The organism is Coprococcus sp. AF38-1 (assembly GCF_003603945.1).
GTDB classification, from domain to species: domain Bacteria; phylum Bacillota; class Clostridia; order Lachnospirales; family Lachnospiraceae; genus Coprococcus; species Coprococcus aceti.
Genome location: NZ_QVGO01000005.1, coordinates 193,781 through 218,928, shown reverse-complemented (window position 1 = coordinate 218,928; position 25,148 = coordinate 193,781). Strand labels below are relative to the sequence as shown.

Below are 25,148 nucleotides of genomic sequence, written 5' to 3'. Positions count from 1 at the left end.
AGAGACGATAATCGATGCGGCAAAGATCGCACGTATAAATGAATTATATCATAAGTCCAAGGCTGTGGGGCTCACCGACGCTGAGAAGAAAGAGCAACAGCAGTTAAGGCAGGAATATATATTTGCGGTGAAGAATAATCTCAGGAACACGCTCAACAATATAGACATCAAGGAGAAGGACGGTTCCATAACCAGACTTCAGGATCTTGATCCTACAAGAAAGGCATAGGCACGGCTGTATTATGAATAGCGAAGACAGTGTAAAATCCGGCAGCAAGGACAGTATAAGAAAAAGAATAAAAGCGGTCAGAAATGCCATGGACAGGGATGATCGTGCGCAGAGATCCGAGCTTATATGCAGACGGCTGTCAGCGCTTCCTGAATATGTGAATGCCATCAATATATGTGCATACATCTCCAAAGGGAATGAAGTGGATACAAGGCTCATAGTTGAGAAGGCGTGGTCGGACGGAAAGCATGTATATGTTCCAAAGGTTTATGGACAAGACATGGAGTTTATTGAGATCACAGACTACGGGGAACTTACATCCGGAAACTTTGGGATACTCGAACCGGTTTCTGATGATTTTGAGGAGATCGAAGATGGGCTTATGTTCATGCCCGGGATTGCATTTGATCACAGCCGCAACCGCATAGGCTTTGGCGGAGGGTATTATGACAGATATCTGGCGAGGCATGCAGGGCTTGTCACGGTGGCACTGGCGTATGAATTCCAGATAGTTGATAAGATAGACAGTGAACCTACAGATATCAGACCACATATCATAGTAACAGAATCGGAAGTTATATCATAATGGAGGGTCAATGAACAGAGACGAGATAACAGCAAAGATCGCTGAACTTGAAAAGAAGATACAGATGGATAAGTTGCAAAATGCCGGGGCGGATGATGCCGGAAAAGTTACAGGACGCACTCAGTCCGGTGATATTGCTGACAGCTATGCGCTGTGCCTTGGCGGTGGCGGCGGTAAAGGAGCGTACCAGCTCGGGGTGTACAGAGCACTTGCAGAGTATGGACTTATGGACAAGGTTACAGCCATATCAGGAACTTCCATAGGTGCGATAAATGCCGTGCTCTTCGCGTGCAATGATCCTGACAGAAGCGAGGAGGCATGGAAGAAAATACATTTTGAGACGGTGTTTGACGTTGATCCTGATCTGATGTTCAATGATAAGCCTGGATTCATGTCACGCAGAGAGATGATAAGGCTCATGGACAGCTATGTGGATTATGGAAAGCTGTCTGATGGACAGGTCACCGTGTATGCAGCCATAGCTGAGTGTGTGCAGGAGGGCGAAAGACAGGCTGAGTATATAAGCCTTGCAGGAATGGATGCGGAGGAGATCAGGACAGTTGTCATGGCATCATCCACCCTGCCTATGCTCTATGAGTCTGTGACTTATAACGATAAGGAGTATTGTGATGGTGGTCTCGCCGACAATGTTCCGGTGAAGCCTCTGTATGATATGGGATATAGGAATATCATCGTGTGCGGACTCAACCCTGATTCGAAGAAGAATCTGTCGCCGTATCCTGATGCGGATGTCATAGAGATATATCCAAGCGTTAGTCTGGGTGATCTGATAGACGGAACGTTGAATTTCACAGCAAATTCGATCAAGTTTAGAAGTATGCTCGGATACAGGGATGCCATGAGAGCCCTGAAAGTTCATTTTGAGCATGACCCCGATTATATTGCGGCTCTGGATCATTACAGAGACATTGATCTTGCAGATATACAGACTCAGATGAGGATGGATGCTGCGGATTCTGGTGTGAAAGATACTATGGATAACATAGGCAGGATACTTGGTAAGCTGGGTATAGATGAATAACTCCAGATGGATTTACACAGCTTTAAAGAAATAGATAAGGATACATAGAGATTATGAATGATTTGGAAAAAGTTATTGACGGCATAGATCTGGGACTTCCAGCCCCGCTTGAGGAACCGGAGAGACAGTATTACTTCATAAAAAAAGGCAGGGAGTATGTCACAGCAAGGAGCAAAGAACTGGGACGTGACCTCACCTGCTCCATACAGACATTTGGCTGTCAGATGAATGTCAGGGATTCTGAGAAGCTTGCCGGAATACTTGAGCAGATGGGATATGTTAGAACCGGGTCCGAGCATGCGGACTTTATCATATATAACACATGTACGGTGAGGGAGAATGCCAACAGAAAGGTGTACGGACATCTGGGACTCATGAAGCACCTCAAGGAGAAGAATCCTGAGATGAAGATAGCTCTGTGCGGATGCATGATGCAGGAGCAGCATGTGGTGACTACCATAAGCAAGAGCTACAGGTTTGTCGATATGGTATTTGGAACACATAATGTATACAAGCTTGCGGAGATATTTGTAAACAGGATAGAATCCGGAAGCATGGTCATAGATATCTGGAAGGATGCCAAGGAGGTCGTGGAGGATCTTCCTGCTGTGAGGGAGTTCCCATTCAAATCAGGTGTAAACATCATGTTTGGATGCAATAATTTCTGTACCTACTGTATAGTTCCATATGTAAGAGGCAGGGAGCGAAGCAGAAATCCGGAGGATATCATAGCTGAGTGCGAGAGGCTTGCTGACGACGGAGTGGTGGAGATCATGCTCCTCGGGCAGAATGTCAATTCATATGGCAAGAATCTTGAGCATCCGATCACATTTGCGGAACTGCTGAGGCGTGTGTGTGCCATAGAGAAGATACAGAGAGTAAGATTCATGACCTCACATCCAAAGGATCTGTCGGATGAACTGATAGATGTCATCGCGGAGAATCCAAAGATCTGCAGACATCTCCATCTGCCGGTACAGTCGGGCTCGACAAAGATACTGAATGCGATGAACAGACGGTACACAAAGGAGTCATATCTTGCACTGGTTGACCGCATAAGGGCAAAGGTTCCGGAGATATCACTCACCACTGATATAATCGTGGGATTCCCCGGTGAGACCGAGGAGGATTTCCTTGAGACCATGGACGTGGTTGAGAAAGTACAGTATGACACCGCATTTACATTTATATATTCAAAGAGAACAGGAACTCCTGCCGCCGGAATGGAGAATGGTTCCACAAAGGAAGAGATACAGGATAGATACAACAGGCTTTTAAGGCGTGTGCAGGAGATAAGTGATGTGAAGACCCTTGCGATAAAGGGGCAGACACAGCCGGTTCTGGTTGAGGGCTTTGACGAGAAGGGCGATGGTCTTCTGACCGGAAGACTCTCCAACAACATACTTGTCCATTTCCCTGGGTGTGCGGAGATGGTTGGAAAGATCCTGAATGTAAAGCTTGTTGAGTGTAAGGGATTTTATTACATGGGTGAATTAGCAGAATAGGAGTAGTTGAAGTGGCAGCATTAACACCAATGATGGCTCAGTATATGGAAGTTAAGAATCAGTATAAGGACTGTATTCTCTTCTACAGACTGGGAGATTTCTACGAGATGTTCTTCGACGATGCCCTGACGGCATCCAGGGAACTTGAGATAACACTGACCGGCAGGGACTGTGGTCAGGAGGAGCGCGCACCGATGTGCGGTGTTCCGTATCATGCTTGTGACATATACCTGAACAAGCTGATAGAGAAGGGCTACAAGGTAGCCATATGTGAGCAGATGGAGGATCCAAAGCTCGCAAAGGGTATAGTAAAGAGAGAAGTTATACGTATAGTTACGCCTGGTACAAATATGTCCCAGGCTATTCTTGATGAGACGAGAAATAACTATCTCATGTGTATATTTGGCTGTAATGATGAGTATGGTGTGGCGGTGTGTGATATCACGACCGGAGAGTTCAGATCATGTCATATCTCGTCTACATCCAAGCTGTACGATGAGATCAACAAATATTCACCGACGGAGATCATAGGAAATGAGGTTTTTCTGTCATGCGGCCTGAACTTTGATTACATGAAGGAGAAGATGAAGATAACGATATCGGAGGCCCCGTCTCATTATTTTAACGATGACACCTGTGAGGATTTCATCAAGAGACAGTTTAAGGTCGGATCAATAGATGGTCTCGGCATAGATGAGCAGGAGGATATGCTGCTGTCAGCGGGTGCACTTCTCCAGTATCTACATGAGACACAGAAGAACTCACTGGATCATATCAACAGGATAGATATATATTCCATAGAGGACTTCATGATCATAGACAGCTCATCCAGAAGGAATCTGGAGCTGACAGAGACACTCAGGGATAAGCAGAAGAGAGGCTCACTACTCTGGGTGCTTGACAAGACCAAAACGGCCATGGGAGCGAGAATGCTCAGAAATATGATAGAGCAGCCCCTTATCCACAAAGATGATATAGAAGCCAGACTTGACGCGATAACAGAGCTCAACGACTCTGTCATAACCAGAGACGAACTCCGTGAGTACATGAATACCATATACGATCTCGAGAGACTTATGACGAGGATATCGTTAAGAACAGCGAATCCAAGAGATCTTCTGGCATTTAAGACGTCCATACAGCTTCTTCCATTTATAATACAGCTTCTCGGTGAATTCCATTCGGATGAGCTTACCGAGATCAGGGATGGAATAGATGATCTGCAGGATCTCTATGACCTTCTTGACCGTGCCATAGTTGATGAGCCGCCTATACTTATCAAAGAGGGCGGAATATTCAAAGATGGCTATCTTGAGGACATAGACACTCTGAAGAATGCCACAACTGATGGCAAGAACTGGATCGCAGAGCTTGAGGCCAGAGAGAAGGAAAAGACTGGAATCAAGAATCTCAAGATAAAGTTTAATAAGGTGTTCGGATATTATTTTGATGTAACCAATTCATATAAGAGTCTTGTGCCGGATTATTTCATCAGAAAGCAGACACTTGCCAATTCTGAGAGATACACAACCGAGGAGCTTGACAGACTGGCTGGAGTTATACTCGGATCATCCGACAAGCTTGTTGCGCTGGAGTACAACACATATGTTGAGCTCAGGGACACCCTTGCTGCAGAGCTCACAAGGGTACAGAGAACAGCACACAGCATAGCCATGCTCGACGCTCTGTGTTCACTCTCATATGTGGCTGTTGCAAATGGGTATGTTAGACCCGAGGTCAATACAGATGGAGTCATCGACATAAAGGACGGACGTCATCCGGTCGTTGAGAAGATGCTGAACAACGATATGTTCATCACAAACGACACATATCTGAACAACCATGAGAGCAGGATATCGATCATCACCGGTCCTAACATGGCTGGTAAATCCACATATATGAGACAGACTGCGCTCATAGTTCTCATGGCTCAGGTTGGAAGCTTTGTCCCTGCGGCATCTGCCAATATAGGCATATGCGACAGGATATTTACAAGAGTGGGAGCTTCCGACGACCTTGCATCAGGACAGTCCACATTTATGGTGGAGATGAGCGAGGTCGCAAATATACTCAGAAATGCCACGAAGAACAGCCTTCTCATCCTTGATGAGATAGGTCGAGGAACAAGCACATATGACGGTCTGGCGATCGCCTGGGCTGTCGTTGAGTATATAAGCAACAGTGAACTGCTCGGAGCAAAAACTCTGTTTGCGACACATTACCATGAGCTCACGGAGCTTGAGGGTAAGCTGTCGGCAGTCAACAACTACTGTATAGCGGTCAAGGAAGACGGAGACGACATAGTGTTCCTCAGAAAGATCGTCAAGGGCGGTGCCGACAGAAGCTACGGTATACAGGTTGCAAAGCTTGCCGGTGTGCCGGATGTCGTTATAGCGAGAGCAAATGAGATATGTAATCAGCTTATAGACAAGGACATAACCACCAAGCTGAAGGAGATAAAGGTTACAAATGATTTCAAGCCGAAGAAAGAAGACACCCAGATGTCAATGTTCGGCTCACTTGCCGAATCACAGGTGATCGAGGACATAAAGTGTGTTGATCTGTCCAACATGACACCTATGAAGGCGTTGCTTTATTTAAATGAATTGCAGGAGCGACTTAAATAATAAGGAGCGATAAGTAATGATAAAAGTATTAGACCAAAATACGATTAACAAGATAGCAGCCGGTGAGGTTATAGAGAAGCCGAGCTCGGTCATCAAGGAGCTTGTTGAAAATTCCATAGACTCAGGTGCCACAGCGGTAACCGTCGAGGTAAAGGGAGGCGGACTGTCATTTCTCAGAGTCACCGACAACGGAGCAGGCATAAAGAAGGATGAGGTCAAGCTTGCATTCCTCAGACATGCCACAAGTAAGCTTGTGACAGTCGAGGATCTCCTGAGTATCTCTTCTCTTGGTTTCCGTGGTGAGGCACTTGCAAGTATAGCGGCGGTTGCACAGGTTGAGATGATCACCAAGACCGCTGATGATGTGACCGGTCTCAGATACCAGATACATGGCGGTAAGGAGATATCCAGCGAGGAGATAGGTGCTCCGGGTGGAACAACCATAATTGTCAGAAATCTTTTCTACAATACACCGGCGAGAAAGAAGTTCATGAAGACTGATGCCACGGAGACAAGCTATATCTACGATTTGATGTGCCGTATATGCATGTCACACCCGGAGATCTCATTTAAGTTCATTGCAAATGGAACAGACAAGCTGTTCACATCAGGCAATGGCAAACTCAGAGACATAATCTACCATATCTATGGAAGAGACATCACCTCAAATCTTCTTGAGATAAATGTGGAAAATGACTATATGAAGATCTCCGGATATATAGCAAGACCTTGTATATCAAGGGGCAACAGATCATTTGAGGGCTATTATGTAAATCACAGATATATAAAGAGTGCGGTGCTCACCAAGGCGATCGAGGATGCTTTCAGGACATTTGTCATGATACACAAGTTTCCATTCACCGAGATCAATTTCCAGGTGAGACCTGATCTCCTCGATGTAAATGTACATCCGACCAAGATGGAGTTGAAATTCGCCAACAGTCAGGATATATACAGCTTCACCTACAATGCCATAAGGGAGACACTGTTATTCAAAGAGCTCATTCCTGATGTGGCGCCGGGTAAAGATCCAAAGCCTGAGACCTTCAAGCAGAGGGATGTTGGCAAGGCACCGGAGGCGTTCGAGAATAAGAGGCGTGAGGCGATAGTCAGGGCGGAGGAGCGTACTGTACCGCAGAGTCAGCCTGAGCAGCTTCGTCCGGCAGAACCGCAGAGTCAGCCTGAGCAGCTTTGTCCGGCAGAACCACAGACATTACCACAGCCGGTCCGCCCGGTTATAGAGATCATAGATGAGACTAGCAGCTCAAACAATAAAGGATCAGACGTCATAGATAATAACAAGACGGAGAAGCCGGCAGGAAACTACATATATGCGGATAGAAAGAATGATCTGGGGAGATCTGTAGTACAAAACAGGAATGTGGTAAACGAGAGTCCGGCATATACAGCTCCGGCACCTGCTAGACCTTTGGTCACAGCGGCGACACCAGACTCAACAGTATCTGCAGTTTCAGATGAAGCTTCAGATACTGACTACGATGAAGAAGCCAGAAAAAAGTACGTCCAGCAGGATATGTTCCAGGAGAAGTTCCTGACAAGGGAAGCCCGTGCAAAGCACAGACTAATAGGACAGCTTTTCAAGACATACTGGCTCATAGAGTACGATGGCAAGTTCTTCATAATGGATCAGCATGCTGCCCATGAGAAGGTCAAGTACGAAGAGCTTATGGAGAATTACAAGAATAAGAAGATATACTCACAGTATCTTATGCCTCCTGCGGTCGTTACACTCAGTGCCGCAGAGATAGAGTTCCTTCATGAGAATATGGAGATGTTCGAGGCGCTTGGATATCAGATAGAGAACTTCGGAGGCAGGGAGTTTAAGCTGAACGCTGTACCTGACAACTTGTTTGGTCTTGATGGCAGAGAGCTTTTCATAGACTTCATAGCTGATGCGAGCAGCAGTGCGAAAAAGGTGACCGTAGACACATTTATACATAAGCTTTCCACCATGGCGTGTAAGGCTGCGATAAAGGGTAACACGGAGATAAGCTTCAAGGAGGCTGACGCACTTATAGATCAGCTATTAAAGCTTGAAAATCCATACACATGTCCTCACGGACGTCCGACTGTCATATCCATGACGGAGGCGGAGATTGAGAAGAAGTTTAAACGAATAGTGTAGGAGATTAACATGATGGATAAGAATATGAAACCACTGATAATCCTCACCGGCCCCACGGCTGTCGGCAAGACGGCACTGTCCATAGGGCTGGCGAAGGCGGTGGACGGCGAGATCATATCCGCTGATTCCATGCAGGTATACAGAAAGATGAATATAGGAACGGCGAAGATAGGGCCCGAGGAGATGCGGGGAGTGAGACACCACCTGATCGATATTCTTGATCCGGCAGAAGAGTTCAACGTTGTGCTTTTCAAGAAATATGCTCTTCGTGCTATGGAGGATATATATTCCCGGGGAAAAATTCCAATCATAGTAGGTGGTACCGGCTTCTATATCCAGGCGCTTTTGTATGATATAGATTTTGAGGAAAATGACAATGATATGTCATACAGGGAAAAGCTGCAGAACCTTGCAGATACCCACGGCAAGACATTTCTTCATGACATGCTAGCGGAGGTCGACCCTGAATCCGCTGAAAAGATACATGAGAACAATGTAAAAAGAGTGATCCGGGCTCTGGAATTTTACAAAAAGACGGGCATGAAGATATCTGAGCACAATGAGACGGAGTCCCAGAAGAAGTCACCATATAATTTTGAATATTTTGTGTTAAATGATGACAGACAGAAATTATATGATAGAATAGACAGACGGATAGATATCATGCTTGAGGCAGGGCTCCTGGACGAGGTAAAACTGCTTGTGAGCGAGGGTTACAGCAGGGAGCTGGTGTCCATGCAGGGGCTTGGCTACAAGGAGATAATCGATTATATTCAGGGCAGATGCACTCTGGATGAGGCAGTATATACGCTAAAGAGAGATACAAGGCATTTTGCCAAGAGACAGATCACATGGTTCAAGAGGGAAAAACATGTGACCTGGGTTGATAAAAGTGAGTACGACAGCGAGTCTGAAATATTGTCATTTATGCTGGACAGGCTTCGCGAAAAGGAGATTATACAGAGATGAAAGATATGTTAAAGGATTACTACAGATCACTGAATGTGGATGAAAAGGTGTTTGAATACTGCAACAGTGTGGAGGAGAAACTTAAGGATAGATTTGCAGCCATCGATGCTGTGAGTGAGCTTAACCAGCTCAAGGTCCTTAAGGCCATGCAGGACAACAGATTGTCTGAGGCACATTTTGCAGGCTCTTCGGGTTATGGTTATACGGATGACGGAAGAGATGCCCTTGAGAGGATATATGCAGACGTATTCCACACGGAAGATGCTCTTGTCAGGACACAGATAGTGTGCGGAACCCATGCACTCTGCACGGCCATGTTTGGTAATCTGCGCCCGGGAGATGAGATCCTTGCCATAGCGGGAAAGCCGTACGACACATTGGATGAGATCATTGGTATCAGGGAGTCAAGGGGTTCACTTGCAGAGTATGGTGTCACATATGCCCAGGTGGATCTGCTACCGAATGGAAACTTTGACATTGACGGAATAAAGAATGCGATCAATAGCCGCACAAGACTTGTGGAGATACAGAGATCTAAGGGATATGCAGTCAGAAAGACGCTGTCTGTACAGCAGATCGGAGAGGCCATAAAGGCGGTCAAGAGTGTAAATCCTGATATCATATGTATGGTAGATAACTGTTACGGAGAATTTGTACAGGATATAGAGCCGTCGGATGTTGGGGCTGATCTGGTAGTCGGCTCTCTTATCAAGAACCCGGGAGGCGGACTTGCACCGATAGGAGGTTATATATGCGGTAAGAAGGAGTATGTGGAGAATGCTTCATACAGACTCACGACTCCGGGACTCGGCAAGGAGGTTGGAGCCTCACTTGGCAATACAAAGGCTCTCACTCAGGGACTTTTCATGGCACCTACAGTTACTGCAAGTGCGCTTAAGGGTGCGATATTTGCAGCAAATGTATACGAGGGACTGGGCTTTAAGGCTGTTCCTGACAGCACAGAGGACAGATACGATATTATTCAGGCTGTTGAGCTTCAGACTCCTGAGAGGGTCGTGGCATTCTGTGAAGGAATCCAGGCTGCAGCGCCGGTTGACAGTTATGTAAGACCTGAGCCTTGGGACATGCCGGGCTATGATTCACCGGTCATCATGGCCGCTGGAGCATTTGTGTCTGGTTCATCCATTGAGCTCTCAGCGGATGCACCTATGCGCCCACCTTATGCGGTATATTTTCAGGGTGGACTTACATATCCCCATGCCAAGTACGGCATAATAATGTCATTACAGAAAATGGTAGAAAAAAACCTTATAGTATGGTAGATTAATTAGTCGGCCATATAAAATTTTCTCTGGAGCTTGGAGAGGCGGAAGGAGGAAATATGGATAAAAATTATTGCAAAGAGAATTTTGCAGGAGGACTTTCGGTCTCCATGAAAGAAATGTCGGAGACTGAGAGACCGTATGAGAAGAGCTTTAAGTATGGAGTTGAGGTTCTCACAGATGCTGAACTTCTGGCAGTCATCCTCAGAACCGGAAGCAGGAAGGCAAATGCGCTGTCCACAGCCTACAGGATACTGGATGCCCATCCGGTCCACAAGGGTATAGTGGGGCTTAATTACCTGACTGTGAGTGAACTTGAAGAGATAAGCGGAGTTGGAAAGGTAAAAGCAATACAGATGAAATGTCTGGCTGAGATATCCAGGAGAATGGCCAGGGCTTCATTTAAGCCGTTTTTGTCGTTCCAGTCCCCACAGAGCATTGCGGATTATTTCATGGAGAACACAAGATATCTCGAAAAGGAATACGTGTATCTCCTCATGTTTGATGCGAAGCATAAGCTCATAAAGGATGTCCGCATTTCAGAGGGAACAGTGAACAGTTCGATGTTATCTCCGAGAGAGGTGTTTGTGGAGGCGCTCAGATACGATGCTGTCTATATCATACTTGTGCATAACCACCCATCCGGAGATCCGACTCCGAGCGGTCAGGATATAGATATTACCAGAGAGATGGACAGAGCCGGGGAACTGATAGGGATAGAGCTTTCAGATCATATTATTTTGGGAAATAACTGCTATGTCAGCTTAGCTGAGCGAGGTATTTTATAATGAAACGAAGACGAAATAGGAACAGAAAAAGAATAGAGATCACACCGAGATATTTTTTGCTTGGACTCACAGGCTTTTGCGTTGTGCTCATGCTTGTATCTCTTTTTGCGGGAGGCATATTTGCACCGGTGAGGAATTTTACCAACATATTTGTCCAGCCCATGCAGAAAGGGGTAAATACCATAGGCAGATGGGTTCAGAGCAAAACTGAGGCATTCCAGAATTATGACGCACTGTTAAAGGAGAATGAAACACTCAAGGATCAGCTTGAACAGAGTCAGAAGCAGGTGGCACAGTACCAGCAGAATTCGTATGAGCTCGAACGTCTTCAGGCACTTTATGAGCTTGATCTCCAGTATTCCGATTATAAGAAGACTGCTGCCAGGGTCATATCAAAGGATACCGGCGGATGGTTTCAGGTGTTCTATGTCGACAAGGGAACAGATGATGGTGTTGTCGAGGGCTGCAATGTCATGTATGGCAACGGCCTGTGTGGAATAGTCACAGAGGCCGGAAAGGATTATGCCAAGGTAAGAGCCATCATAGACGATACATCAAATGTAAACGGAATGATATTACCGTCAGAGGCTATTTGTAATGTTGAGGGAAGTGTCAGCAATTATGAGAATGGCTATCTTATCGCTGAAAACATTGACAAGGACGCAGAGGTCGGAGTCGGCGATCAGGTCGTCACATCCTATGTGTCAAGCAAATATCTGTCGGGAATTAACATAGGGTATGTAACAAAAATAGAGGAAGATTCCAACAATCTTACAAAGACTGCATATATCACTCCGGCATGTGATTTTTCAAAGATACAGGAGGTACTCATAGTCCTCCAGACCAAGAAAACTGTTTCGGAGTAGAAGTAAAGAGGTTAAACAGACATTGAGAAGAGTTATCACACTTGGATTATTAATCATAATATGTTTTGTGCTTCAGTCAGCACTTTTTCCATATATTTCAGTTGCGGGTGCGACTCCCAATCTGATGCTCATCCTCACGGTGTCCTTTGGACTTATGAGAGGTCGAAAAGAGGGAATGTTGGTGGGATTTTTCTGTGGCTTTTTATATGATCTGTACTTTGGCTTTGCCATAGGCCCTTTTATGATCATATATATGCTCATTGGATACTGTAACGGATTTTTCCACAGACTGTACCTCGTGGAGGATGTACTGCTGCCTATCATCATCATAACACTTGATGATTTCATATTTAATTTCATAACATTTATAATATTCTTTGTAATGCGTAACAGACTCAGTTTTGGGCTGTACATGAAGGATATTATTTTGCCGGATATGATATACACAGCCATACTTACGATGATAGTATTCAAGCTGTTTGTCTTTATAAACAAGCGGCTGAAACGCGCTGAAAAAGGAAGTGAGACATAGTGATCAGAGATATATTAGAGATAATCAAAGATTTTATAGTAGAAAAGTTAAAGAGCCGTATTTTTTATGTCACTCTGTTTTTTTTGTGCCTGTCAGGCGTGCTTGTGTACAGATTGTTTAATCTTCAGATCATAAATGGAGAAAAATATCAGTCCAGCTTCCAGTACAAATCACTTAAGACGGTGTCGGTCAAGGCCACCAGAGGAAAGATTTACGACTGCAACGGAAAACTGCTTGCATCTAACGAATCTTCATACAATCTGAGTTTCACCAGCAATGCAGACCTCACTGAGGCGGCAGACAAGAAGAATATGTCGGTCAATGAGCTAAGAAATGAGATAGTTTATAAGACGATACTTATACTTGAGCAGAATGGAGACAGTCTGTCCGTGGAGCTTCCGATCAAGCTGGATGCAAATGGCAACATGAAATTCACGATAAGCGGCTCACAACTCAATACATTTTATATGAATGTTTATGGTGCAAGCTCAGTTGAAGCCCTCACCGATGCACAGAAGAATGCTACAGCAAGGGAAGTATTTGACTATATGAGAAGTGATGAACTTTTCAATATCTCGGGTGATTATTCGGATGCCTATGTGCTCAAGATCCTTGCCGTGAGATATGAGGTATGGCTCAACAGATACCAGCAGTACATGACAGTGGATATCGCCAACAATATAAGTCAGCAGAGCTATGCTGCGATAACTGAGAATATGGATACACTGCTCGGAATGGATGTGAGTATTGAATCAAACAGAGTATACAATGATGCCATATATTTTTCGCATATAATCGGATATATCGGCAACATTTCAAATGAGGAGCTCGAGGAGTACAATGCGAAGCTTGACGAGGATCAGCAGTATGATTCCAATGATATGGTTGGAAAGCTTGGTTTGGAACAGTCGTACGAGGATCAGCTTCGTGGTGTTGACGGTTCCCAGAAGATGTACGTTGACAACATGGGAAAAGTCCTTGAGATTATAGAAAAAACAGATTCTGTTGCAGGAAACGATATTTACCTTACACTTGACTCTGATCTTCAGAAATACTGCTACAACGCACTTGAAAAGGAATTGTCGTATATTCTCCTTGCAAATCTCAAGAACGTGACGACATCCAAGGAGAAAGAGGATATACCTATAACGGATGTGTACTCGGCATTCTTTGACAACAACATTATAGACATAAAGGCCCTTAATGCTGCGAATGCAACTGACAATGAAAAGAATGTGTACAACACATTTGTATCAAGCAAGCAGTACACACTCAATGCGCTTTCGGACATTCTGAAGAGCAGTCACACGGAACTGTATAATCTTTCGGATCAGTACAAGGATTATATGGAGTTTATATGTGAGACGCTGAGCTCAAACGGCATATATGACAGCAGTGCAGTGGATAAGGACAGTGACACATATAACAACTATGTAAATGACAAGATATCATTATATGAGTATCTGAAATACTGCATAAGCCAGGGAGTAATAGACATAACCGGCATTCAGACAAGCAGTGATTATTATGATACGGATGAGATATACAATGTTATTGTCGATTATGTACTCAAAGAATTTGAGGATGACTCCGATTTCGACAAACGAGTCTTCAAATATATGATATTATCAGGTGAAATAACAGGTTCTCAGGTAATATACCTGTTATACGACCAGGGAATCCTTAATAGTACAACAGACGAAGATTACGAGGGATTTACGTCAGGAGTCCTCAGCAATTTTGAATTTATTTACAGAAAGATCAAAAAGCTTGAGATAACACCTGCCATGCTTGCTCTTGACCCATGCTCGGGATCCATCGTGGTGGTCGATCCGGCGACAGGAGCTGTAAGGGCTATGGTAAGCTACCCAAGCTACGACAACAACAAGCTCACAAATGTGATCGATCCTGACTATTATGCCAAGATAACAGAAGATAAGACGACCCCTATGTACAATCGTGCAACCATGCAGAGAACTGCACCGGGTTCCACATACAAGATGCTCATTGCTGCAGCGGGTCTGCAGGAGGGCGTTATAGACGTTGGATCAGTGATAACTGATTACGGTACATTCTCAAAGGTTGTTCCTTCACCGGCCTGCTGGCTCAGAAGCGGACACGGAACGCTTGGTCTCGCTGACGCCATAGAGGTATCGTGTAACGGTTTCTTCTATGAGGTTGGATACCGTCTTGCCACAGACAGCAAGGGAGTATATCAGGATGCACAGGGTATAGATAAGATACAGAAGTACGCTTCGTTATTTGGACTTGACCAGAAGTCAGGTGTGGAGATAGAAGAGATGGATCCGCATGTGTCAGATACTGATGCGGTACGTTCTTCTATCGGACAGGGTACAAATAACTATGCGCCTGTCCAGCTTGCCAGATATGTGACAACCATCGCCAATGAGGGCAACTGTTATGACCTGACACTGGTGAACGAGATAAAAAATATAGATGGAAGAACAGTGTATAAGAGTGACAACGTTCCTAAGAATACAGTTGATCTGACGGACAGCCAGTGGGCGGTCATAAAACGGGGAATGCGTCAGATGGTAAGTGACCACACAAGTCCATCGGCTCTTATAAATCAGATAAATGTCAATGTTGCCGGCAAGACGGGAACAGCAGAGGAGGATACCACAAGGCCGGATCACGCATTGTTTGTGTCATTTGCGCCTTATGAGAACCCTGAGGTCAGTGTAACATGTGTTATTCCACATGGATATACATCGGGTAACGCAGAGGAGCTTGCCGGAATGGTGTACGCATATATGTATGACCCTGACAAGCTTGATACGCTTGACATAACAGGAAACAACCAGATGTCAGATTAATTGAGATACCAAAGATATATCACAGAACCTGTGTGTAGGAAATAATATGACAGGAGCAGATGATATGGATGGTATGGACAGATTATCAATCAAGGCAGACAGATCAGGCATAGTTGTCTATGTACCGGCGGCTATGTCTGTAAATGATATCTGCTGCGATCTGTATTGCAGGATCCTCGATAATATAAGTGCCTTCCAGAAAAAAGGAACTGTATGTATATCTTTCAGGGGATGTACCCTGGAGCGTGGAGACACGGAGGAGATAATCAGTTTTTTAAACAGCATTGATAAGATTCATGTCAGATTTGCAGCTAAACCTGACATAGATCAATATACAGGTTCCGGTGTCCGGGATGATGGGGATCGTGAACCACAACAGGCAAAAGTCAGTATGGCTTTGCCGGATATGACTAAAACGCACAGTGACAATGAAAGACCATATATCTTCCGCGGTGACATAGGGAGAAAGCAGACCCTTGAGATCAGGGGAAATGTCATTATCCTCGGAGATGTTGCCAGGGATGCCAGGGTTGTATCCGGTAAGAATATCGTGGTCGTTGGGGAACTGGCGGGAGCTGCCATAGCGGGTAAGCTGGCGGCTGGAAACAATTTCATAATAGCGATGAGAATGTGCCCACAGCTTTTGCAGATAGGAAAAGCGAAAAGTACAGGAATCAGACTTCCGGGTGCAAAAAGAATGCCAATGATAGCTACGAATGATGAAGGGATCATAAATATAACCTACATATGATAGTAAATTTAGGAGGATTTTTATTATGTGTGAAGTTATTGTTGTTACATCAGGAAAAGGCGGAGTTGGCAAGACGACCACATCGGCGAATATAGGAACCGGTCTTGCGTCCCTCGGGAACAGAGTGGTGATGATAGATACAGATATAGGTCTCAGAAACCTGGATGTTGTGCTTGGCCTGGAAAACCGCATAGTCTATAATCTGATAGATGTAATAGAGGGAAACTGCAGATATAAGCAGGCTCTTATAAAGGCGAGGAACTACAACAATCTGTACCTGCTGCCTTGCGCGCAGACCAGGGATAAGACAGCGGTCAGCCCGGAACAGATCATCAAGCTCATAGACGAGATAAGAGACGAGTATGACTACATAATCATTGACTGCCCGGCCGGTATAGAACAGGGCTTTAAGAACGCCATAGCTGCTGCTGACAGGGCTGTCATAGTGACAACTCCCGAGGTCTCGGCCATAAGGGATGCAGACAGGATAATCGGTCTGCTCGAGGCGTATGGAATTGAAAAACAGCACCTCATAATCAACAGGATAAGATATGATATGGTCAAAAAGGGCAATATGATGTCCGTCGATGATGTGGTTGATATACTTGCAGTGGATCTGCTTGGAGTAATCGCCGATGATGAGGACATAGTCATATCGACAAACAAAGGAGAACCGGTCGTGTGCAGCAACACTAAATCGGGACATGCATATATGAATATATGCAGAAAGATAGTGGATGATTCCCTTGAAGTTGAAGATTATTATTCAGGGAAGAACCGCTCACTGCGTTCGCTTTTCAGACGTAAAAGAGCCTGAAGGGAGGAATATGGGGATGAATAAGATATATTTATATAACACAGGAAGTTATGCCAAAGAAAGGCTTATAAGCATGCTGGCTTCAGACAGGATAGGGTGTAATCCGGATTTCCTGGACGATATGAAGCATACCATAAAGCAGGAGATAGACAGATACATCAATGTAAAGGAATCAGATATCGATATCCAGGTCAAGGAGCGTATGCTAGTGGCATATATTCCATTGTTAAGCGTGGATACAGAGAAGAAGGATAACGAATATACATACAGAACAATAGGACGAGGATCAGTGAATTATGAACTTATTCAAGAAGGATCAACTGAACTTAAAACAATTCAGTCTTGATCAGGATCAAAAAAAATACAGTATACTGGATTACAATTTCAAATTGTTTTTCCTGATAATAGCAGCCATGGCCATGGGTACTGTGATCATAGTGAGCGTAGATGAGACAAAACTCACAAAGCAGTTGATCGGTGCCGGGGTGTGTATACTGGGAATGATAATAGTATCACTCATAGACTATAATTTCATATGCAAATACTACATGGTACTATACGCTGCAAATATAGTGCTGCTGGGACTTGTACTGGTGGCAGGATCAGGTGCGGATTCCCATGGAGCCAGCAGATGGTTCCAGATATCCGATTCATTTACCATACAGCCATCGGAGTTTGCCAAGATAATACTGATAATCTGCACGGCTGTTTTTCTTGAAAAACATGCGGATGATCTGAACACGGCAAAGACGCTGCTGAAGCTTGCAGCTTTCCTTGCAATACCGATCGGACTTATATTTGCCGAGCCGGATCTTTCAACCACGATATGTATATGTGCAACATTGTTTATAGTCATATTTATAGCGGGGCTCTCACTCAAGATAATAGGTATTGCGGTACTGATACTCATACCATTCTTTGGAGGCTTCTTCTGGTATATCCAGCAGGACAACCTGCCTCAGTTTCTGAACGGATATCAGAGACAGCGTATACTTGGACATATGTATGGAGGCGGATCCACCCAGGATCAGCAGAACAACTCGATCATGGCCATAGGATCGGGACAGTTGACCGGTAAGGGGATCAACAGCTCTGATGTGGCAACCGTAAAAGATACAAATCTCATATCTGAGCAGCAGACAGACTTTATATTCTCGGCAGTGGGAGAAGAATTAGGTTTCATCGGAAGTGTTATTATTATTGCAATTTTACTGCTCATAGTGTTACAATGTATTAGGGTTGCTAGGCGTTCCGGTGATAAAAAGGGAATGTATATAGCAACAGGTATGGCAGCACTGGTCAGCATCCAGTCATTTATCAATATTGGTGTTGCCACATCCATACTTCCGAACACGGGATTACCTTTGCCATTCATAAGTTACGGACTGAGTTCACTCGTCAGTTTGTGTGCCGGAATGGGCATGGTTCTCAATATAAATTTGCAAAAGAAAAAGTATTAGGAGGATTTTCATGAATATTGGTTTGATAGCACATGATGCTAAGAAAAAACTGATGCAGAACTTCTGTATAGCATATAGAGGAATTCTTAATAAGCATGAGCTTTACGCAACAGGAACTACCGGAAGACTTATTGAGGAGGTTACCAATCTTACAGTTCACAAATATATTGCAGGACATCTTGGCGGTGAGCAGCAGCTCGGATCACAGATAGAGAACAATGACATCGATATGGTCATCTTTCTGAGAGATCCGCTTCATCCAAAGAATCATGAACCTGATATAAACAACATATTTACATTGTGTGATACACATAATATTCCGCTTGCGACTAATCTGGCAACTGCCGAGCTTCTTATACTGGCACTTGACAGAGGAGATCTTGACTGGCGTGAATTCTACAAGTAAATATATTTCAGCACCGTTATCAGGCTGTTGAATATATTTCGGAGGTTATATTATGTTTAATCAAAGCAGAATAGGAAAATACATGCGAAGAAGTATCTCTTTGATACTTGTGTTGTCGATGGTCCTTCTGACCGGCTGCGGAAGCAAGACCTACAAAGCTGGAAAACAGCTCGACATAGGTGTGTTGCCTGATCTTCCGGTGTATGGGGAGCTCGGAATGGCATACGATAACGCTGTGATAGCACAGGGCGAGGAGATAGATGCCGCAAACTACAACGGATGTTATGCCGCTATGCTTGTCGATGAGACGACCAAGGATACCATAGTGGCTCATAATGTACATGGAAAGATATATCCGGCAAGTATGACCAAGATCATGACAGGTATACTCGTTATGGAGAGCATAGAAAAGGGAGATATATCCCTTGACGATGTGGTAACTCTCAACAGAAAGGTCACATTTGACGATTGGGATGCCATGGCCAGTGACCTGGTCGGAGGCTGTAGCCTGACGGTCAAGAACCTGCTGTACGGTCTCATGATAACATCATACAATGACTGTGGTGTTATACTTGCAGAGCTGATAGCCGGCAGCGAATCAGCATTTTGTGACATGATGAATGAAAAGGCGAAGGAGATCGGTGCGACAAATACCCACTTTGTCAACTGTCACGGACTTCACGACGATGACCATTACACTACAGCGTATGATCTGTATCTTATAATAAAGGAATTTTCAAAGCATGACCTTGCGTATGTGATAGATTCACTTGATACATATGATTTCACATACACGGATGCAGATGGCAATGAACAGGTGGTAACCATAGAGCCGACAAATGAATTCTTAACTGGTGAGGTAAATCTTCCAGATGGATACTCGATAGGTTCGTGGAAGACCGGAACCACAGAGGAGGCACTCAACTGTCTTATCATGGAGCTTAAGAACGATTCCACCGGTGAAGAGTATATTGCTCTTGTAGCCGGAGCAGATGGAAAAGAGGCACTGTACAGCGCCATGACTGAACTTATAAATAAGGCAAAGTGATGTGTGTATCTGACATATATGATACGGACATTATTTGTATAAATTTTACATCAAGATTCAGGAGGCATGAAAAATGATTCACATTATTGCAGGAGATAAGGGTAAGGGAAAGACAAAGGCACTGATAGATAAGGTCAACAATGAAGTAAAGGTTGTTTCCGGTACGGTAGTATTTCTTGATAATAACAACAAGCATCTCTATGAGCTCAGCAACAGAGTCAAGATGATCAACTGTACAAGCTATGGAATTAGCAAGCTGGATTCGTTCACCGGATTCGTGCGAGGAATAATCTCCCAGAACAGTGATATTGAGAAGATTTATATAGATAATTTTAAGACGGTTGCATACGTTGGAGAGTCACATATCGTTGAGGCATTGGACGAGATAAAGAACATATCCGATATGTTCAATGTTGATATAGTGATCTGTCTGGCAACAGATGTCAATGACGTACCAGAGGATTTCAAGGACTGCGTTATTGCGGCATTATAAGCTGGATGCCGCCTTATATTTCAGATAGAATGTGGTTGGCATATGTATGTTGCCAGCCATTTTCTGTGCCAGAGTAAATTACGGGAGACATATTATGGCGACAATAAAACGAAAAAAACAAAAGACAAAGATCGAACTTCCAAAGCTCAAAATGCCGGGCTTTGGAACATTCCTTTTTGCATTCGTATTCATATATATACTCATCAGGGTCGTTGCGTATGTTAATGATTCTGATCCGATAATATTCACGGTTGAGCAGAGTACGTACGATACTGATTTCACGGCTACAGGGCTTGCGGTAAGAAGTGAGACTGTCATAACCGCCTCGGCGACGGGAACACCATGCTACTATATAAGAGATGGCGAGAAGGTATCCAAGAGTGCAAATATATATGCCATTGACAGCTCGGGCTCCATGCAGGCAGCAATGAGCGACATGCAGGAGAATGGTTCAGCACTTCTCACGAGCGCAGATTACACAAGTCTGAACAATCAGATAAAGATGTTCAAAAATGGATTTTCGGCATCCAATTTTGGTAATGTATATAATTTCAAGACAAGCATCGACAACAAGCTTTTAGAGCTCTATGAGGAGCTTGCTCTTGAGCAGGTCAGCAATGGTTCTTCATCATTTTCACTTGATGCCCAGAAGGCACCATTCAGTGGACTTGTCACATACTATCAGGATGGATATGAGAGCGTCGATGTGAAGAATCTTACACCTGAGCTTTTTGATAAAACTGTGTATACAAAACAGTCACTCAAGTTAGATGGCCAGGTTTCTGCGGGCAGCGCTGTATGTAAGCTTATCAACGATGAGGAATGGAATATTGCCATATCGCTCAGCAAGGATGAATTTGATAAGGTTACACAGAATGAATACGCTTCATTTACCATCAATAATTCGAGCAGAAGGATCAGATCGACATACGATAAGATCGAAAAAGATGGTCATTATTATATAGTGGTATCATTCAACAAATATATCGCGCAGTATGTAAATGAAAGATTTCTGGACATCAACTTCATGTTTGAGGAATCCAGCGGTCTGAAGATACCGGCTTCATCCGTAATAACAAAGGATGTATATATGATACCTGTGGATTACCTGACAGGAGGCAGTGGTGATTCAGATCTGACTCATTTTAATCAGGTAACATATGGCAATTCGGGAAGCACTTCAATAAAACAGATATCACCGATAATATATTTTACCGACAAGAGATTCTGTTATGTTGATCCGTCAAGTATAGATTCAGATGCGGTACTGCAGAAGAATAATTCCAAGGATACATTTTCCGTTGCCACAGCCGCCAAGTATACGATGGATGGTGTTCTGTGTGTATCAAGAGGAACTGCGGAATTCAGAAGAATAGAGGTTATCGTATCGGGCGATGATTACTCGATCATCAAGCCGGATCTTTCATATGGAATATCCAGATATGACAGAATATTACTGGATGGACATTCCATGAAAGAGGGAGAGCTTATATATCAATAGTACAGACACAGGAGATGATAATATGCTTAAAGAAAATTACGAAAAAGTAAAAGAGAACATAGTCAGGGCATGTGAAAAGACCGGCAGATCACCGGAGGATGTTACTCTGATCGCCGTTAGCAAGACAAAGCCTTTGTCAGATATAGAGGAATTGCTCAGTGATACGGATGTCGTTGATTTTGGTGAGAATAAGGTTCAGGAGCTTGTTGACAAATACGAGAATGTCTCAAGACCTGTAAACTGGCATATGATAGGTCACCTGCAGACGAACAAGGTAAAATACATTGTAGATAAGGTGTGTATGATACACTCAGTTGATTCGTTAAATCTTGCCAAAACCATTGAGAAGGAGGCTGCAAAGCATGATGTCACAGTCAATATTCTCATTGAGGTAAATGTTGCACAGGAAGAAACAAAATTTGGACTGTCATGCGACGAGGTACTTCCGCTTATCCAGGAGATAAAAGATTTCCCTCATATCAGGGTTAAGGGTCTTATGACTATCGCTCCATTTGTGGATGATCCCGAGGTCAACAGGGTCTATTTCCGCAAATTGAAAGATTTATCACTTGACATACAATCTAAAAGCATTGATAATATCGATATGAGCGTCTTGTCGATGGGTATGACAAACGACTATGAAGTTGCAGTTGAAGAAGGTGCAACGTTGGTTAGAGTTGGCACAGGAATATTCGGTGCCAGAAATTATAATATTTAAAGGAGAACAATCATGGCAAAGGGAAATACAAAGAAAAGTTTTCTTGATTATTTCAAATTAAGTGATTCAAGCGACGATGACTTTGATGATGATTTGTTTGATGAAGATGAAGATGACTATGAAGATGAAGACGATATGGACGATCGCTTAGATGATGAGTACGATGATGAGGATGATTACGATGCGCCTCAGACAGAGTCCAGAGTGAAGGCTTCACCGCTCAAGTCCTTTAATAAGTACAAAGGTTCTGCATCATCTGACAATGGATCGGCCAGATCAAAAGCTGCAAGATCTTCTCATGGTCAGCAGTCAGGAGCAGGTAATGGAAAGCTCGTATCGATCAACAGCAGATCCAGAGCAATGGATGACAGTGAAGTATTTGTTATCAAGCCGGACGAGTTTGACGATGCGCAGATGATAATCGATCATCTCAATCGAGGACAGATAATCGTAATAAACATGGAGGATCTTGATCTTCCAACTGCACAGAGAATAGCGGATTTCATTGGAGGAGCAAGTTATGCTGTGGATGGCCTGTTTCAGGCTATTTCGGGCAACATATTCCTTGCCACACCTAATGGAACCTACGTATCTGGTGATTTAAGGGAGGAATTGGCTGGAGGATCTCTTCAGGGGGAAACTCTTTCAAGTAAGGCAACTTACTAATATATGTTTTTACGGGGGATTACATATGCTTACACCAGTTGATTTACAACAGAAGAAGTTCACGCATGGAATGGGATATGCGCGAAAAGATGTAGATGCATTTTTTGATATAGTTGTGCTCAGCTACACAGAACTGTATAAGTCCAATGCAGATCTTACCAATCAGGTAAAGACTCTGACTGACAGTTTAGTACATTACAGAACAACCGAGTCAAAGCTTCAGAAATCTCTCATGCTAGCAGAGAAGAATGCTGAGGAGTCTACAAAGAACGCCACTGATAAGGCGAGACTGATAGAGAATGATGCCAAGATCAAGGCTAATAATATAGTGCAGGAGGCCAGGGAGGAGCTTGAGCGCATAGAGGGAAGTATTGATGGAATAAAACAGCAGTACAAGGACTATGTATGTGCATTCAAGGCTCTGATGGAAGCCCATATGAATTACCTTGCCCAGAATCCTATCAATGAGGAGATGGGACTTAATTTCGAAGATGTATTAAGCGAGGGCAGTTCAAATGCTTCTTATTCACAGTCGACACAGAGCGCAGCCATGAATTCGTTTATGAACTCCTATGACGGCGATCCACAGGGCCGCGAGGAATCAACTCTCGGATCAGGAGGCGGCTCAGCCATGGGTGATTCAACACTTGGCGGCGCCGGTGGCGGAAGTGTTACAAGTGATTCGTCTGTATACACAAAGAATCTTGGCGGTAAGTCATTTGTTAATCCATTTGGAAACTAACAATATATTTTATACTAATGGAGAATGTTTATATGTGTAATGCACTCACAGTTCATCTGAATGATGAACCAATCTATGACATTTTCTTTGCAAACGATTTTAATTCCCTGCCTGAGCTTTTAGCCGGACAGGGAATTGCTGATAGAAGGGTATGTATCGTTACAGAGAGTAATGTTGCGCCTCTTTATCTCGATGAGATCAGGAATCAGCTTGATGGAAAATGCAAAGAATTGATATCTATTATATTTGAGGCCGGTGAGTCTCAGAAGAATCTTGATACAGTAAAGATGATCTACGAGAAGCTTATTCTTGCAAAGTTTGACAGAAAAGATCTTCTGGTGGCTCTTGGAGGCGGCGTGACGGGCGATATAACCGGATTTACTGCTGCAACGTATCTCAGAGGCATAGACTTTGTACAGATACCTACAAGTCTTCTGGCACAGGTGGACAGCAGTATTGGTGGAAAGACAGGCGTTGACTTTGATTCATATAAGAACATGGTTGGAGCCTTTCACATGCCAAAGCTTGTGTATATCAATGTGTCAACACTCACCACGTTATCCGATGAGCAGTTTATTTCGGGAATGGGTGAGATCATAAAACATGGACTCATAAAGGATTCTGCATATTTTGACTGGCTTATAGAAAATCACGACAGAATACTTGCAAGGGATAAGGATGTCCTGATGGAGATGATAAGGGTGAGCTGCAACATCAAGAGAGTTGTTGTGGAAAACGATCCTACTGAGAAGGGCGACAGAGCTCTGCTCAATTTTGGACATACTCTTGGACATGCCATAGAGAGATACCTCGACCTTAAGCTGAGTCATGGGGCATGTGTCGGCATCGGATGCTGCCTTGCGTCTGTTATCTCATACAACAGGGGTGACATCACAGAGGACGAGCTTCATAAGATCATACACGCATTTGATATGTTTGGTTTCCCTACTCTTGAGGACTACCCTGTCGATGCAGATGCTGTCATAGAGTACACTAAGAACGATAAGAAGATGGTTGGGGGCAAGATCAAATTTATTCTTCTTTACACTATTGGCGATGCATATATCAATACCGATGTCGTTCCTGATGATATGAAAAAGGCATTTGAGTGGCATTGATGTTCAAAGGAGGAACGG

Annotated in this window: 24 protein-coding genes; all 24 read left to right on the top strand. The window is 43.9% G+C overall.

Annotated features, from left to right (window positions below):
* Positions 1-10: 10 nt before the first annotated feature.
* The 24 genes from DW025_RS09055 to aroB all read left to right on the top strand — a co-directional run bounded on the left by DW025_RS09055 (position 11) and on the right by aroB (position 25,130).
* Entirely contained in the window at positions 11-229 is a 219-nt protein-coding gene (locus tag DW025_RS09055) for a DUF896 domain-containing protein (protein WP_119999700.1), read from the top strand.
* Positions 230-242: 13 nt separating this feature from the next.
* Positions 243-815, top strand: coding sequence for a 5-formyltetrahydrofolate cyclo-ligase (locus DW025_RS09050; RefSeq protein ID WP_119999622.1), 573 nt, complete (start codon positions 243-245; stop codon positions 813-815).
* A 10-nt stretch (positions 816-825) separates the two neighbouring features.
* Positions 826-1,857 (top strand): patatin-like phospholipase family protein, encoded by a 1,032-nt coding sequence (locus tag DW025_RS09045; RefSeq protein WP_119999620.1) that lies wholly within the window; start codon positions 826-828, stop codon positions 1,855-1,857.
* 53 nt (positions 1,858-1,910) lie between these two features.
* The gene (gene miaB / locus DW025_RS09040) at positions 1,911-3,362 is read left to right on the top strand and encodes a tRNA (N6-isopentenyl adenosine(37)-C2)-methylthiotransferase MiaB (RefSeq protein ID WP_119999618.1); all 1,452 of its coding nucleotides are present in this window, start codon (positions 1,911-1,913) and stop codon (positions 3,360-3,362) included.
* A 29-nt stretch (positions 3,363-3,391) separates the two neighbouring features.
* A complete protein-coding gene (mutS, locus tag DW025_RS09035) occupies positions 3,392-5,989 on the top strand; it encodes a DNA mismatch repair protein MutS (protein ID WP_119999698.1) in 2,598 nt (865 codons plus the stop codon).
* A gap of 16 nt (positions 5,990-6,005) precedes the next feature.
* Positions 6,006-8,135, top strand: coding sequence for a DNA mismatch repair endonuclease MutL (gene mutL / locus DW025_RS09030; protein ID WP_119999616.1), 2,130 nt, complete (start codon positions 6,006-6,008; stop codon positions 8,133-8,135).
* Between the two features lie 12 nt (positions 8,136-8,147).
* Positions 8,148-9,104, top strand: a complete 957-nt coding sequence (miaA, locus tag DW025_RS09025; RefSeq protein WP_243104959.1) for a tRNA (adenosine(37)-N6)-dimethylallyltransferase MiaA — start codon at positions 8,148-8,150, stop codon at positions 9,102-9,104.
* The gene (locus DW025_RS09020; RefSeq protein WP_119999614.1) at positions 9,101-10,387 is read left to right on the top strand and encodes a methionine gamma-lyase family protein; all 1,287 of its coding nucleotides are present in this window, start codon (positions 9,101-9,103) and stop codon (positions 10,385-10,387) included. The genes miaA and DW025_RS09020 overlap by 4 nt, the downstream gene beginning before the upstream one ends.
* 59 nt (positions 10,388-10,446) lie before the next feature.
* Positions 10,447-11,175, top strand: coding sequence for a RadC family protein (radC, locus tag DW025_RS09015; RefSeq protein ID WP_015534923.1), 729 nt, complete (start codon positions 10,447-10,449; stop codon positions 11,173-11,175).
* Positions 11,175-12,041, top strand: a complete 867-nt coding sequence (gene mreC, locus DW025_RS09010; RefSeq protein WP_243002895.1) for a rod shape-determining protein MreC — start codon at positions 11,175-11,177, stop codon at positions 12,039-12,041. Before radC ends, mreC begins: the two co-directional genes overlap by 1 nt.
* Positions 12,042-12,063: 22 nt before the next feature.
* Positions 12,064-12,573: a rod shape-determining protein MreD gene (gene mreD, locus DW025_RS09005; RefSeq protein WP_022216476.1), complete on the top strand. Its 510-nt coding sequence runs from the start codon at positions 12,064-12,066 to the stop codon at positions 12,571-12,573.
* Entirely contained in the window at positions 12,573-15,410 is a 2,838-nt protein-coding gene (locus DW025_RS09000; RefSeq protein ID WP_118757756.1) for a penicillin-binding transpeptidase domain-containing protein, read from the top strand. The genes mreD and DW025_RS09000 overlap by 1 nt, the downstream gene beginning before the upstream one ends.
* Before the next feature lie 46 nt (positions 15,411-15,456).
* Positions 15,457-16,161 (top strand): septum site-determining protein MinC, encoded by a 705-nt coding sequence (locus DW025_RS08995; protein WP_055144455.1) that lies wholly within the window; start codon positions 15,457-15,459, stop codon positions 16,159-16,161.
* 25 nt (positions 16,162-16,186) lie between these two features.
* Positions 16,187-16,978, top strand: a complete 792-nt coding sequence (minD, locus tag DW025_RS08990; RefSeq protein WP_022216474.1) for a septum site-determining protein MinD — start codon at positions 16,187-16,189, stop codon at positions 16,976-16,978.
* A 16-nt stretch (positions 16,979-16,994) separates the two neighbouring features.
* Positions 16,995-17,324, top strand: a complete 330-nt coding sequence (locus DW025_RS08985; RefSeq protein WP_117548966.1) for a cell division topological specificity factor MinE — start codon at positions 16,995-16,997, stop codon at positions 17,322-17,324.
* On the top strand, positions 17,275-18,438 hold the full coding sequence (locus tag DW025_RS08980; protein WP_117548965.1) for an FtsW/RodA/SpoVE family cell cycle protein: 1,164 nt from the start codon (positions 17,275-17,277) through the stop codon (positions 18,436-18,438). The genes DW025_RS08985 and DW025_RS08980 overlap by 50 nt, the downstream gene beginning before the upstream one ends.
* A gap of 10 nt (positions 18,439-18,448) precedes the next feature.
* The gene (locus DW025_RS08975; protein WP_022216472.1) at positions 18,449-18,844 is read left to right on the top strand and encodes a methylglyoxal synthase; all 396 of its coding nucleotides are present in this window, start codon (positions 18,449-18,451) and stop codon (positions 18,842-18,844) included.
* Positions 18,845-18,896: 52 nt separating this feature from the next.
* Entirely contained in the window at positions 18,897-19,892 is a 996-nt protein-coding gene (locus DW025_RS08970) for a D-alanyl-D-alanine carboxypeptidase family protein (protein WP_243104955.1), read from the top strand.
* A 73-nt stretch (positions 19,893-19,965) separates the two neighbouring features.
* Complete coding sequence (locus DW025_RS08965) at positions 19,966-20,385, top strand: hypothetical protein (RefSeq protein WP_015534931.1); 420 nt, start codon at positions 19,966-19,968, stop codon at positions 20,383-20,385.
* Between the two features lie 94 nt (positions 20,386-20,479).
* On the top strand, positions 20,480-21,886 hold the full coding sequence (locus DW025_RS14850) for an HlyD family efflux transporter periplasmic adaptor subunit (protein ID WP_165854773.1): 1,407 nt from the start codon (positions 20,480-20,482) through the stop codon (positions 21,884-21,886).
* Between the two features lie 22 nt (positions 21,887-21,908).
* Positions 21,909-22,604 (top strand): YggS family pyridoxal phosphate-dependent enzyme, encoded by a 696-nt coding sequence (locus DW025_RS08955; RefSeq protein ID WP_119999612.1) that lies wholly within the window; start codon positions 21,909-21,911, stop codon positions 22,602-22,604.
* Between the two features lie 12 nt (positions 22,605-22,616).
* Complete coding sequence (locus tag DW025_RS08950) at positions 22,617-23,270, top strand: cell division protein SepF (protein ID WP_015534935.1); 654 nt, start codon at positions 22,617-22,619, stop codon at positions 23,268-23,270.
* Between the two features lie 25 nt (positions 23,271-23,295).
* The gene (locus DW025_RS08945; RefSeq protein WP_119999610.1) at positions 23,296-24,012 is read left to right on the top strand and encodes a DivIVA domain-containing protein; all 717 of its coding nucleotides are present in this window, start codon (positions 23,296-23,298) and stop codon (positions 24,010-24,012) included.
* Between the two features lie 32 nt (positions 24,013-24,044).
* The gene (gene aroB / locus DW025_RS08940) at positions 24,045-25,130 is read left to right on the top strand and encodes a 3-dehydroquinate synthase (protein ID WP_119999608.1); all 1,086 of its coding nucleotides are present in this window, start codon (positions 24,045-24,047) and stop codon (positions 25,128-25,130) included.
* Positions 25,131-25,148: the final 18 nt, after the last annotated feature.